The 13734-nt window shown below is 72.8% G+C and carries 9 protein-coding genes; 8 read left to right on the forward strand and 1 reads right to left on the reverse strand.

Features of this window, described 5'->3' with window-relative positions; genetic code table 11:
* Nucleotides 1–229 precede the first annotated feature (229 nt).
* Together AV521_RS09160 and AV521_RS09165 are read left to right on the forward strand one after the other, a co-directional pair.
* A complete protein-coding gene (locus tag AV521_RS09160; protein WP_076086142.1) occupies nt 230–3100 on the forward strand; it encodes a DEAD/DEAH box helicase in 2871 nt (956 codons plus the stop codon).
* Nucleotides 3097–4404, forward strand: a complete 1308-nt coding sequence (locus AV521_RS09165; protein ID WP_076086144.1) for an SWF or SNF family helicase — start codon at nt 3097–3099, stop codon at nt 4402–4404. Before AV521_RS09160 ends, AV521_RS09165 begins: the two co-directional genes overlap by 4 nt.
* 56 nt (nt 4405–4460) lie before the next feature.
* Here AV521_RS09165 and xylA read toward each other — a convergent pair whose 3' ends face one another.
* Nucleotides 4461–5627 (reverse strand): xylose isomerase, encoded by a 1167-nt coding sequence (xylA, locus tag AV521_RS09170; protein ID WP_076086146.1) that lies wholly within the window; start codon nt 5625–5627, stop codon nt 4461–4463.
* A gap of 134 nt (nt 5628–5761) precedes the next feature.
* On the opposite strand from xylA, the gene xylB reads away from it, so the two are divergent.
* The 6 genes from xylB (at nt 5762) to AV521_RS09200 (ending at nt 13684) form a co-directional block, all read left to right on the forward strand.
* Nucleotides 5762–7216: a xylulokinase gene (gene xylB / locus AV521_RS09175; RefSeq protein ID WP_076086148.1), complete on the forward strand. Its 1455-nt coding sequence runs from the start codon at nt 5762–5764 to the stop codon at nt 7214–7216.
* Between the two features lie 35 nt (nt 7217–7251).
* Nucleotides 7252–8460 carry an ROK family transcriptional regulator gene (locus AV521_RS09180; RefSeq protein ID WP_076086150.1) on the forward strand — a complete coding sequence of 403 codons (1209 nt, stop codon included), beginning with the start codon at nt 7252–7254 and terminating at the stop codon, nt 8458–8460.
* Between the two features lie 311 nt (nt 8461–8771).
* Nucleotides 8772–10256, forward strand: a complete 1485-nt coding sequence (locus AV521_RS09185; protein WP_076086153.1) for an APC family permease — start codon at nt 8772–8774, stop codon at nt 10254–10256.
* 145 nt (nt 10257–10401) lie between these two features.
* The gene (locus tag AV521_RS09190) at nt 10402–11415 is read left to right on the forward strand and encodes an acetamidase/formamidase family protein (RefSeq protein ID WP_076086156.1); all 1014 of its coding nucleotides are present in this window, start codon (nt 10402–10404) and stop codon (nt 11413–11415) included.
* A gap of 258 nt (nt 11416–11673) precedes the next feature.
* Nucleotides 11674–12318, forward strand: coding sequence for an N-acetylmuramoyl-L-alanine amidase (locus AV521_RS09195; protein WP_076086715.1), 645 nt, complete (start codon nt 11674–11676; stop codon nt 12316–12318).
* Between the two features lie 58 nt (nt 12319–12376).
* Nucleotides 12377–13684: a GAF domain-containing protein gene (locus AV521_RS09200; RefSeq protein WP_076086718.1), complete on the forward strand. Its 1308-nt coding sequence runs from the start codon at nt 12377–12379 to the stop codon at nt 13682–13684.
* The last annotated feature ends 50 nt before the right edge of the window (nt 13685–13734 follow it).

The raw sequence follows: 13734 nt of genomic DNA on the forward strand, positions 1-13734 counted from the left end.
CGCTCTCTGCTGTGAAAACGGCTCCCAGGTCCGCGCAGTTCCGAAACGCGACCCTGATACGCCCCCGAAGCCCACCCCTAGTGGGTTCCTGGTCGGTGAGACCCTTCACCATCGAACAGATTGTGAAGTGGCCTGGATCACGACGTCAGTATGCCCGGGTCGCCCGCGCCGTGCTGTACCCTCGGCGACTCCAACCAGGTAGTCAAATTTGAGGAGTGCGGGCAGAGCTGTGCAGACCATCCCGACGGCACCATCCTCCGAACTCTCCGAACTGGCCCGCTGCTGCACGACGTTCCTGCCCTCCGACCCCGCTCGCACGGGCCGGATCGTGTTCTGGCGGCTGGACGGTGAGGTCCCTCCCGCTGTCGCCGACGGATCGCCGGCGCAATGGGACATCGTGATGCCCACGGCGGACGGCGGCGTCGAGCCGGTCCGTACGCCCGCGCTCCTCATGCCCGTGGACCGCGCTCTGCCCTTGCTCGCACGCGCGCGTGCACTGCCACAGGGGCACCGCTCGTCAGTCTTCTGGGGTGCCGCCAGCCAACTGGCCCTGCACTTCCTGGCGCGTGGCCTGTTGCTGCCGGGGCTCTCCCCCGGCGATCACGACGTCTGGCGGGTGGCTCCGCTGTCCGTGCGGGACGCGGAACTGATCCGCGAACTCGCCGCCGCCATGCCACCGGAGGCCCACGCGGTACCGCTCGCGGCCGAAGGGCCACCCCGGCTGCCGGACCCGGAACGGCTGCTGCGCGCTTTCCTGGACGCGGTCGCCGACGTGCTCCCCCGCTCCCCCGCGGCCCCGTCCGCGACCGGTGGCCCCGCGTACGCGGCGCACGAACCGCAGCACTTGCCCGCCCTGCGGGCGTGGGCGGACGACATCGCCGCCGGCCATGACGCCGGTGTGCGGCTGTCGCTGCGCGTGGAGGCCGACGGGTTGGACGACGTCGCAGAGGGGGACGACGCTTCGGTCCGGTTCCGGGCGGTACTGCAAGTGCAGGGCGTGAGCGGAGCGGCGGACATCCTCGACGCCGCCGCCCTGTGGGCCGGTGAGGGAGCCGTTCACGAAACGGCCGGTCCACGCGCGCGTGCCGACACGTTGCTGGCGCTGCGCCGCGCTGCCCACGCCTGGCCGCCGTTGACACCGCTGCTCTCCGCCGCCGTACCCGACTGCGTGGACCTCGCCGACGACGAGATCGCCGAACTGCTGGGCAGGGGCAAGCAGGCTCTGGCCACGGCGGGAGTCGACGTGCACTGGCCGAAGGAGCTGTCGCGTGACCTCACGGCGCACGCGACCGTCGGCTCGCCGGACGACGGCACGACCGCCCCGCGGGATGACACGGCGCCCGCGTCGATGCTCTCGTCGGACACCACGGTCGGCTTCAGTTGGTGGTTCGCGCTGGGCGGACGGGAGTTGTCCCGGGAGGAGCTGGACCGGCTCGCAGAAGCGAAGCGTCCTCTGGTGCGGCTGCGCGACGAATGGGTTCTCGTCGACCCACGGCAGGCACACCGTGCCCGGACCCGTCAGGCCCAGACCCTCGCCCCCGTCGAGGCACTGGCCGCCGCCCTGACGGGCTCGGCGGAGGTCGACGGGCATCAGGTCGACGTACGGTCGTCGGGGTGGCTGGAGCGGCTCCGGACGCACCTCACGGACACCGGGACGGCACACACCGTCGGGCAGCCGCCCGGCCTGGCCGCCACCCTGCGCGCGTACCAGCTCCAGGGCCTCGACTGGCTGGCCCGCACGACCTCCCTGGGCCTGGGCGGCTGTCTGGCCGACGACATGGGCCTTGGCAAGACGGTCACGCTGATCGCACTGCATCTGCACCGGCAGGCGGACGCCTCGTCCGCCGGTCCCACGCTCGTCGTCTGCCCGGCCTCCCTGCTCGGCAACTGGCAGCGCGAGATCGAGCGATTCGCTCCGGGTGTACCGGTGCGCAGGTTCCACGGGGCCGGGCGCGCTCTCGGGTCCGTCGGGGAAGGGGAGTTCGTCCTGACGACGTACGGCACGATGCGCCTGGATGCCGAGCGGCTCGCCGCACAGCCCTGGGGCATGGTCGTGGCCGATGAGGCGCAGCACGTGAAGAATCCCTACTCGGCGACCGCGCGGGCGCTGCGTTCCATCGGGGCACGCGCGCGCGTGGCGCTCACCGGCACCCCGGTGGAGAACAACCTCACCGAACTGTGGGCCATCCTGGACTGGACGACTCCCGGCCTGCTGGGCCGCCTCGGCACCTTCCGCGCGCGTTACGCGCAACCGGTCGAGGGCGGTCTCGACGCCGTCGCGGCGCAGCGGCTCGCGAGGCTCGTGCGGCCGTTCCTGCTGCGGCGGCGCAAGTCGGACCCCGGCATCGCCCCCGAGCTGCCGCCGAAGACCGAGAGCGATCACCCGGTGGCCCTCACATCCGAACAGGCGGGACTGTACGAGGCGCTGGTGCGCGAGACGCTGGACCGGATCGCGACAGCCGATGCCATGGCCCGCCGGGGCCTGATCGTGCAGTTGCTGACCGGGCTGAAGCAGATCTGCAATCACCCGGCGCAGTTCCTCAAGGAGGACGAGCCGCGGCTCGCCGGGCGCTCGGGGAAGCTGGAGCTGCTCGACGAACTCCTCGGCACGATCCTCGCCGAGGGTTCGGGCGTGCTCGTCTTCACCCAGTACGTGCGCATGGCCCGCCTGCTCGAACGGCATCTGGCGGCCCGTGGGGTGCCCTCACTGCTGCTGCACGGCGGGACCCCGGTCACCGCGCGCGAGGAACTGGTCCGGCGCTTCCAGGACGGCGATGTGCCGGTGTTCCTGCTGTCCTTGAGGGCCGCAGGGACGGGCCTGAACCTCACCCGGGCCGAGCATGTCGTGCACTACGACCGCTGGTGGAATCCGGCGGTCGAGGCCCAGGCCACCGACCGCGCGTACCGCATCGGGCAGACGCGTCCGGTGCAGGTGCACCGGCTGATCGCCGAAGGGACCCTGGAGGACCGGATCGCGGACCTGCTCGGGCGCAAGCGGAAGTTGGCGGACGCGGTGCTCGGCACCGGCGAGACCGCTGTGACGGAGCTGACGGACGCGGAACTGGCGGCGCTGGTGGAACTGCGCGGGGAGACACGATGAGCAGCCACGACGACGAGCACGGCGGCGCCGCGGAGCGCACGTTCACCGCACCGCCACCCGCGCGCGGGCGTGTGTTCGCGCAGAGCTGGTGGGGCCGCGCATGGCTGCGGGCCCTGGAGGACGCCGCCTTGGACGGCGCCGCGGTCAAGGCGGGCCGCCGGCTCGCCCGCGCGGGAGGTGTGGGAGCGGTGACCGTACGGCCGGGCCGGGTCACGGCCGTCGTACGTGACCCTGGGGGCGCGGCCCACCGGGCCGACGTCCTCGTGCCGCAGCTGTCCGAGGAGGAGTGGGGACGGTTGCTGGACGTCACCGTGGAGCAGGCCGGACACCTGGCCGCGCTTCTCGACGGGGAGCTGCCGCCGCATCTGATCGAGGACGCCGCGGTCGGCGGTGTCGAGCTGCTGCCGGGCCTGGGCGATCTGGAGCCCGAGTGCGACTGCGGGACCTGGGACCACTGCGGGCACACCGCCGCACTGTGTCACCAGGTGGCGCGGCTCCTGGATGAGGATCCGTTTCTGCTTCTGCTGTTGCGCGGGCGCGAGAAGGACGTGTTCCTGGCGGACCTGCATCTGCGCAGTACAGCGCCCCGCACGACAGCCTCCGCGTCCGAAACCGCGGGCGTGGACGCGGCCGGGGCGTGGGCAGCCGGGGACATCCTGCCTCCGCTGCCCGAGCTGCCCGGACTCCCGCAGGCACCCGGCACGCCATCACCCCTCACCACCGTGACGGCTCCGGCACCCGGGATCGATCCCGCGGCACTGGAACACCTTGCGGGCCGCACCGCCGTGGAGGCGTACCGGCTCCTTGCGGAGACCCTCCGCTCGGCTCCGGCGGCCCTCCGCTCAGACCTCTGGGACGGCACTGGTCGTACGGCCGCCAAGGACGCCGTACGACTCGCGTGCGGGACACCCTCCGACGCCACAGCTGAGCGGCTCGCCCAGGAATCGGGCCGCGGCCGCGCCGGGTTGGCGACGGCGGTCCGCGCCTGGCGTGCCGGGGGTGCGGCAGCGCTGGCCCTGCTCGACGAGGAGTGGCAGGTGGAGGGCCTGGCGCTCGCACGCGCGCGTGCGGCACTCGAAGCGGCCTGGGAGGCGGACGAGCGGCCGCCGCTCCACAGAAGCGGCAACCGGTGGACCGACCCCGGCGAAGGGGTCCAGCTGCGCCTCGGCCAGGACGGCCGCTGGTGGCCGTATCGCGACGAGGCCGGCTCCTGGGTTCCCGCGGGCGGACCGGACCGTGATCCGGCGACGGCACTGGCCGCCGCACGGCTCACCACCGATCCGGGAGCCGCGGAGGACCTCTGACACCGAGAGAGGGCCGGGAGGGCCGCGCGCGGCAGCCCTGCCGGCCCGCCCCGCGTTCAGCCCCGCGCCCCCAGCAGGTGGTCCATCGCGAGCTGGTCGAGACGCTCGAACGCCATGCCGCGCGCGGCCGCAGCCGCCACGTCGAAGTCCTCGAAGGCGGCACGGTCGGCGAGCAGGGCCTGCAGGCCGTCGGCCGCGGTCGGCTGGGCCAGCTGGTCCAGCCGTGAGGCGCGCAGCGCCTCCTGGACCTCCGGGTCGGCACGGAAGGCGGCCGAACGCTCCTTCAGGATGAGGTAGTTGCGCATGCAGCCGGCCGCCGACGCCCACACGCCGTCGAGGTCCTCGGTCCGCGGCGGCTTGAAGTCGAAGTGGCGCGGCCCGTCGTAGCCTGCGCTCTCCAGCAGGTCGACCAGCCAGAATGCCGCCCGCAGGTCGCCGGCGCCGAAGCGCAGGTCCTGGTCGTACTTGATGCCGGACTGGCCGTTGAGGTCGATGTGGAACAGCTTGCCCGCCCACAGGGCCTGCGCGATGCCGTGCGGGAAGTTCAGGCCGGCCATCTGCTCGTGCCCCACCTCCGGATTGACGCCGTAGAGCTCGGGGCGTTCCAGGCGCTCGATGAAGGCCAGCGCGTGGCCGACGGTGGGCAGGAGGATGTCGCCGCGCGGCTCGTTCGGCTTGGGCTCGATGGCGAAGCGGAGGTCGTAGCCCTGGGAGGTGACGTACTCGCCGAGGAGGTCGAAGGCCTCCTTCATCCGGTCCAGGGCGGCGCGTACGTCCTTGGCGGCACCGGACTCGGCGCCCTCGCGGCCGCCCCAGGCGACGTACGTCTTCGCGCCCAGCTCGACCGCCAGGTCGATGTTGCGGATCGTCTTGCGCAGCGCGTAGCGGCGCACGTCGCGGTCGTTGGCGGTGAACGCGCCGTCCTTGAAGACGGGGTGTGTGAAGAGGTTCGTGGTGGCCATCGGGACGGTCATGCCGGTCGCGTCCAGGGCCTGGCGGAACCGCTTGATGTGCGACTCGCGCTCGGTGTCCGAGGATCCGAAGGGGATCAGGTCGTCGTCGTGGAAGGTCACCCCATAGGCGCCGAGCCCGGCCAGGCGCTGCACCGTCTCGACCGGGTCGAGGGCGCGGCGGGTGGCGTCGCCGAACGGGTCCCTCCCCTGCCAGCCGACGGTCCACAGGCCGAAGGTGAACCTGTCCTCGGGGGTGGGCTGGTAGCTCATGCCACGGCTCCTTGCTGCGTACGACTATTTCGTCATGGCCGTTTACAAATTAGTATGCGCTCGCACCTCTGGGAAGAGACAAGATGTCTTTGTCCCCGCAGAGTCGCGGAACGTCGCGGAAAAGGGAGAGCTCGATGTCAGCAGCCGAGGGTCCGCTCGTCGTCGGCGTGGACACATCCACCCAGTCCACGAAGGCACTGGTCGTCGACACGGCCACCGGCGAGGTGGTGGCGAGCGGCCAGGCCCCGCACACCGTGTCCTCCGGTGCCGGCCGCGAGAGCGATCCGCGTCAGTGGTGGGACGCTCTGTGCGAGGCCTTGCACCAGTGCGGCGAGGCGGCGCACGAGGCGGCGGCCGTGTCGATCGGCGGCCAGCAGCACGGCCTGGTCACGCTGGACGAGCGGGGTGAGCCGGTGCGTCCGGCGCTGCTGTGGAACGACGTCCGCTCGGCACCACAGGCCCGTCGGCTGGTGGAGGAACTGGGCGGGCCGAAGGCCTGGGCGGAGCGCACCGGCAGTGTGCCCGGCGTGTCGTTCACGGTCACGAAGTGGGCGTGGCTGGCCGAGCACGAGCCGCAGTCGGTCAGAGCGACGAAGGCGGTACGGCTTCCGCACGACTACCTCACCGAGCACCTGACCGGGCAGGGCACGACCGACCGCGGCGACGCGTCCGGCACCGGCTGGTGGGCGTCCAGGACGGAGACGTACGACGCGGAGACCCTCGCGCACGTCGGTCTCGACCCGGCGCTGCTGCCCCGGGTGGTGCGGCCGGGAGAGGTGGCCGGCACCGTGCGCGACAGCCATGACCTGCCGTTCTCCAAGGGAACGCTGGTCGCGCCCGGCACCGGCGACAACGCGGCGGCGGCCCTGGGCCTCGGCCTGCGGCCCGGCACCCCGGTGCTCAGCCTCGGCACGTCCGGCACGGTGTACGCCGTCTCCAGGAACCGCCCGGCCGATCCGACCGGCACGGTGGCGGGGTTCGCCGACGCCCACGGGGACTGGCTGCCGCTGGCCTGCACCCTGAACTGCACACTCGCCGTGGACCGCGTCGCGGCGCTGCTCGGCCTGGACCGCGAGGCGGTGCAGCCGGGCGGCTCGGTGACCCTGCTGCCGTACCTGGACGGCGAGCGCACGCCGAACCTGCCGAACGCCTCGGGCCTGCTGCACGGCCTGCGCCATGACACGACCCCCGGGCAACTGCTGCAGGCCGCGTACGACGGCGCCGTGCACTCGCTGCTCGGCGCGCTCGATCTGGTCCTGGACGAGGACGCGGACCGCAGCACCCCGCTGATGCTGATCGGCGGCGGGGCGCGGGGGACGGCCTGGCAGCAGACGGTACGGCGGCTGTCGGGGCGGCCGGTTCAGGTCCCGGAGGCCAGGGAACTGGTCGCCCTCGGGGCCGCGGCACAGGCCGCCGGCCTGCTGACCGGCGAGGACCCGGCCGCGGTGGCCCGCCGCTGGCACACGGCCGCGGGCCCGGTGCTGGAGGCCGTGGAGCGGGACCAGGAGACGCTGGAGCGGATCACCGGGGTACTCTCCGACGCGGCCCCGCTGCTGGAGCGGAGGACGGACACCACACCGCGCGCATGACGCCGGGCGGAAGACACCGAGGATCGGCTTCAGGCATGACCGCACCGCTGCACGAGGCCCGCCCGCCGGGCGCCGGCCGCGCCCTGCCGGACACCCAGCAGGGCATGCGCCGGCGCAACCTGGCCCGCGTGCTGCACGCCGTCAGTGCCGAGGGTTCGCTGTCGCGGGCCGCGGTCTCCTCGCGCATCGGGCTGACCAGGGCGGCGGTGTCGACGCTGGTGGACGAGCTGATCCGGTGGGGGCTGCTGGAGGAACTCGGTCCCGAGCGGCCGGGCCGGGTGGGCCGGCCCGGGTCGGCGCTCGCGGTGAGCGGCCGCGGTCCGTCCGGAATCGGGGCCGAGATAGGCGTCGACCATCTCGCGGTGTGCGCCGTCGACCTGCGCGGCGAGATCCGCGCGCGAGCCGTGCGGCACACGGCGAACCGGGGCCGGGCGCCCGGACCGGTGGTCGAGGACCTGATCGACCTGGTGCGTCGGGTCGTCGCGGAGGCGGAGCGGGAGGCACTGTGGCCCGCGGGGCTCGCGGTCGCCGTGCCCGGACTCGTGGCCCGGGACGGCCGTACCGTCGTCCGCGCCCCGAACCTCGACTGGCACGACACCGACCTCGGCGCCCTGCTGCCGGGTGACTGGCCGCTGACCGTGGACAACGAGGCCAACTTCGGTGCGCTCGCGGAGTTGTGGCTCGGTGACGGCATCCCGCGCGACTTCCTGCATGTGTCGGCCGAGATCGGCATCGGCGCGGCGGTCGTCGTGGACGGCGGACTGCTGCGCGGCACCCGCGGCTTCGCGGGCGAGCTGGGCCACGTACCCGTGCGGCCGGACGGGCCGCAGTGTCCGTGCGGCGGCCGGGGCTGCCTGGAGCAGTACGCGGGTGAGGAGGCGGTGCTGCGTGCGGCCGGGCTGGAGCCGCGCGAGGACCTGGTGGGTCTGCTCGCGGGGCGTGCCGAACAGGGCGACGAGAGCGTACGTGCGGCCCTGCGGGACGCCGGTACGGCGCTGGGCATCGCTCTGACCGGGGCGGTGAATCTCCTCGACCCCGAGACGGTGGTTCTCGGCGGCGCCCTGGCCGGCCTTTCTCCCTGGCTGCTGCCGTCCCTGGAGACGGAGCTGACGAGCCGCACGGCGGGCCCGCCCTGCCCGGTGAAGGTTTCCCGGCTGGGCCCGGAAGGCCCCCTGCTGGGCGCGGCGCACTCGGTCGTCCGGGGCGTGCTGGACGATCCGGCCGTGGTGGCGGAACGATCCTGAGATCCCCCCGTGCCAGGACCTGCGGCTGAGCGCTGCATACGACCGGCGGGAGGGGCTGCTGCCCCTGCGCCGGGCTGGGGACAACCGGCCCGGTGACGGCCATTGTTCACCCGAACGGGTGGCCTGGTTTTCCACAAGGGAGGGCTTCTCCACGGAACCGGTGCGGGCTCTTCTGCGCAACCCACCTGCGCCGTACCGTGATTCACGCGAGGCACCAGCAGACGGATCGTCAAGACCGACCGGTGCTGAACGGATGACGGTACTTCATACACAACAGGTGGCAGCGGGCTGACAGGCATCGGGGGACGGACATGGACGAGGAGACGACCGGGGCGCTGCGGCGCGACGCCGTCGGGTTGCGCGAAGTGCTGTTCCAGAGTGTCACGGCGATGGCGCCGGCCGCCGCGGTGGCCGCGTCGATCCCAGCCGGTGCCGCCTTCGCGGGCGGCAGCCTGCCGCTGGCGGTGCTGATCGCCCTGGTGGCCTGTCTGTTCACCGCGTCCTGCGTGGCCGAGCTGGCCCGGGAGCTGCCTGCGGCGGGCTCGGTGGCCACGTATGCGGCGCGCGGCCTGCACCCTGCCATCGGCTTTCTCGTCGGCTGGGGCTACGTCTTCGTGGAGATGCTGGTCCCACCGCTGCTGCTCCTGCAGCTGGGCTTCACGGCGGCGGGCACGCTGCACGAGGAGTGGTCCTCGTATCCGGCGGATCTGTGGTGGCCGTGGTCCCTGGCGGGCGCGGGTGTGATCGCCGTCGCCGGTTATCTGGGTGTCCGCGCCTCGGCCCGCTTCGGCACCGTCCTCGGCGTCTTCGAGATCGCCGTCTTCCTGGTGTTCGCCGTGCTGCTCATCGGCAAGGCGGGCGACGCCAACACCCTGTCGGTGTTCGGTACTTCGCACACCGCCGACGGGCACGCCGGGATCAGCGGCGTGTTCGCCGGGTCCGTGTACACGGTGCTGGCCTTCGCCGGCTTCGAGGCGGCGGCGCCGCTCGCCGAGGAGACACGCGACCCCCGGCGGACGATGCGCCGCGCGGTTCTCGGAGCGGCCCTGGGCATCGGACTGTTCTACGTGCTCACGACCTATGCGATGACCGTCTACTTCGGCCCGGACCGGTTCGCGAAGTTCGGCGCCTCGGGCGCGGCCTCCTGGGACGGTGTCGCCCGGGCCTCCTTCGGTCTCCTCTGGGTGCTGGTCTTCCTGGCGGTGATCAACTCCACGGTCGCCAACGCCAACGCGTGCGCCAACGTCTCCACCCGTACGGCCTTCGCCCTGGCCCGCATCCGGGTCCTGCCCCGCCTGCTGGCCACGCTCCACCCCCGGCACCGCTCCCCGGTCGCCGGTATCGCGTTGCAGACCCTCGTGGCGGTCGGGGCGGTGCTGGGGCTCGGTTTCGGCTACGACCCGGTGACGGCGTTCCTGCTGCTCGCCACGGTGATCGTCACGGTCGTCGTCGGCGTCTACATCGTCGTGAACCTCGCCTGTGCCGGCTACTTCCTGCGGGCGGGCCGGACCCCCGTCAAGCCGCTTCGGCATCTGCTGTTCCCGGTGCTCGGCACGGCGGCGTTCGTCCCGGCCCTGCTGACGGCGGCCGGCATTCCCGCATTCGACTTCGTCACCGTGCTGACGCCTCCGGTGTCCTACGCCGGCCCGATCGTCGGCGTCTGGATGGCGGCAGGTCTAGTGGTGCTGCTCCTGCTGATACGGCGTCACCCCGAGCGCATAGCCGAGACCGCGCGGGTGCACCTCGACACGTACGACCCGACGGGCGACCGACAGGACGGGACGGTGCCGCGCTGACCTGGCCACGCCCCGCCCACTGGCTGCCCTCCCACCCGCCGGCGCCGCGCGGCTGAGCCACCCCTCCGCAAGCCCGTCGGCCCGGAGCGGCCGCAGCCGCGGGCTTCCGTCCCACGACCGCCCGTCAGAAGGGACCACCTCGACGATGACCGACTCCCGGATCCTCACCGTGCGCCCGGAACCCGACGCATACGCCTGGACGTTCGGCGGCGCGCCGCCCATGGCGCGGATCGCGCCCGGCACGGTTCTCGACCTGTTCACGGAGGACTGCTTCGCCGGGCGGGTGCGCTCCGAGAAGGACCTCGTCTCCGAGGTCTGCGAGTTCCCGTTCCTCAATCCGCAGACCGGCCCCTTCCATATCGAGGGCGCCGAGCCCGGCGACACCGTGGCTGTGCACTTCGTGTCGATCGAACCGGCCCGGGACTGGGCGGCGTCGACGACGGTCCCGCTCTTCGGCGCACTCACCTCCACACACACCACGGCCACGCTGCAGCCCCCGCTGCCGGAGCGTGTCTGGATCTGGCAGCTGGACCGTGCGCGCCACACCGCTCTGTTCCAGGCGCAGGACAGTGACATCGAGGTGGAGCTGCCCCTGGACCCCATGCATGGCACGGTCGGCGTGGCCCCCGCCAACCTGGAGGTGCGCTCAGCCCTGGTCCCGGACGCGCACGGCGGGAACATGGACACGCCCGAGATGCGGGCCGGGGTCACCTGCTACCTGGGGGTCAATGTCGAGGGGGCCCTGCTCAGCCTCGGCGACGGACACGCCCGGCAGGGTGAGGGCGAGACCTGCGGCGTGGCCGTGGAGTGCGCGATGAACACCGTGGTGGTCGTGGACCTCCTCAAGGACATCGCCACGCCGTGGCCCCGGCTGGAGTCGGACACCCACATCATCTCGACGGGTTCGGCCCGTCCCCTGGAGGACGCGTTCCGGATATCGCAGCTCGACCTGGTGCAGTGGCTGGTGCGGGACTACGGGTTCAGTGCGCCGGACGCGTACCAATTCGCAACCCAGGCGGTCGAGTCACCGTTGGCCAACGTGTGCGACACGAACTACACGTGCGTGGCCAAGCTCCGCAAGGAGTGGCTGCCGGCCCGCGAGACGTACCGCGGAGTGCATGCGCGGCTGCGGGAGACCGCGCGAGCGCTGCGCGGCTGAGGCCGGCCAGGTCCCCGTGGGCGTCGCGGCAGGCGGCTCCCGGTAGGCGTCCCCACGGGCGGCTCCCGGCAGCCGTCCCAGTGGGGCACCTCCTGCCTCCGAGTCACGTCACCCACACGCCACCACACCCTCACGACGACCGGCACCCTCGCAACTCCTGACGCCCCCACGACTCCCGAAACCGGTCACGACTCCTGAGCCCCCACGTCCCCTGACACCGCCTCACCCCCACACCCCGAAAGGCACCCGCCGATGGACATGGACCCGGCCGGTCCGGCACAGCCAAGAGAGACGGCACAAGCGGCGAGCCCGGCGCTGCCGCGTCTGAGCAGGCGCTGGCTGTTGAAGGGGGCGGCGCTCGCCGCCGTTCCCCATGCGCTGCTTCCCGATCCACGAGCCGATGCGCAGTCCGCGAGCGTCGACTACCCGCCCGCCGAGTGGCAGCCGGCGAGCACCTCCAACTACACGGCGTCCGAGCGCCCCGACAGCTACGAAATCGATCGCGTGATCATCCACGTCACGCAGGAGACGTACACCAACGCACTGGCGATTTTCGCCAACCCGCAGAAGCAAGTGTCCGTGCACTATCTGGTCCGCTCGGCGGACGGGCACGTCGCCCAGTGCGTGCACGAGGCCGACGTCGCGTGGCACGCGGGCAACTGGGACTACAACACCCGCAGCATCGGTATCGAACACGAGGGTTGGGTGGACCAGCCCGCCTATTTCACCAACGCCCTCTACGAGCAGTCGGCGAAGCTCACGGCGGCGATCTGCACCAAGTACGACATCCCGAAGGACAGGGAGCACATCATCGGCCACTACCAGGTGCCCGGCACCGACCACACCGATCCAGGTCCGAATTGGGACTGGGTGCGGTACATGAGACTGGTCAACTTCGCCTAGCCGGAAGACGATGGGGCGCAGCACCGACATCGCCGTTTCACCGTCCGGGGAGGCCGAGTTGACCGATCCGTGGGTGGCCCTGGAGCCGGGGGCCGACCCCGCCGAGCGGGTCCGTGTGCTGCGCCGGGCGCACGAGACGTTCACCAGGGTGGGTACGGTGCCGCGCCCGGTGCGGTCGGTGGTGGCGGAGTCGTGGCAGCGCAGCGCACGAGCCGGTGTCGGGCCGGACGGCACCGCCAGCGTCGAGCTGACCGACAGCGACCTCGGCGCCTACCGGGCGGAGCACCCGCTGGCCAGGGTGATGCCGCTGTTCCGGGAGTTGATGGGCACGTTCGCCGCCGATGGTGAGCATCTGCTGGCGGTGTGCGACGCGCATGGCAGGCTGCTCTGGGTCGAAGGACACCGGGCGACCCGGCGCCGGGCGGACGGGATGAACTTCGTGCCGGGGGCGCGCTGGTCGGAGAGCGCGGTCGGCACCAACGCGCCGGGCACCGCGGTCGCCGTGGACCGGCCGGTGCAGGTGTTCGCCGCGGAGCACTTCATTCGGCGGGTCCAGCCATGGACCTGCGCGGCGGCACCGGTGCACGATCCGCGCACCGGCCGGGTCCTGGGTGCCGTGGACATCACCGGAGGGGACGGGCTGGCGCATCCGCACAGCCTCGGTTTCGTGCAGGCGGTGGCGCGGGCCGCGGAGGCGCAGCTCGCATTGCTCGCGCCGCCTCGGACCGCCCCGGACACGCCGCTGCTCGGTGCGCTGGGCCGGGACGAGGCCGAGCTGGTCCTGGGCGGCGGCCGGGTCCGGCTGAGCCGCCGGCACAGCGAGATCCTCGTCCTGCTCGCCCGGCATCCCGAGGGACTGACCGGAGACGAGCTGCTGTGCGCGCTGTACGCGGACGAGTCGGTGACCCCGGTGACCCTGCGTGCCGAACTGGCCCGGCTGCGCCGGGTGTTGGGACCAGGACTGCTCGCCTCGCGGCCGTATCGGCTCACCGCGGCGGTCGAGTCGGACGTCACCGTGGTGCAGCGACGGCTGCGGGCGGGGGCGGTCACGGCGGCGGCGGAGGCGTACACCGGTCCGCTGCTGCCCGGTTCGCAGGCGCCGGCGGTCGTACGGCTGCGGGAACTGGTCGCCGACGGGCTGCGGACGGCACTCGTCGCGCACCGTGACCCGGACCTGCTGGCGGACTGGGCGCACGCGCCCTGGGGCGAGGACGACCTGGAGGTGTGGCGGGCGCTCGCCGCGGTGCGGCCCAGCGCGCCGGTGCGGGCCCGGCTCGCCGCGCTGGAGGCCGAACTGACGGCACCGGCCGGCCGGGTACGGGGACGGACCCGCGGCGCAACGTACTTGCAACGTCCGCCCGCCTAGCCTCGCGCCGACCGCTGCCCAACGGCGGGCAGCGCTGCACCGGGAGGCAG

Origin of the sequence: Streptomyces sp. IMTB 2501 (assembly GCF_001953885.1) — a bacterium.
Taxonomy (GTDB): Bacteria; Actinomycetota; Actinomycetes; order Streptomycetales; family Streptomycetaceae; genus Streptomyces.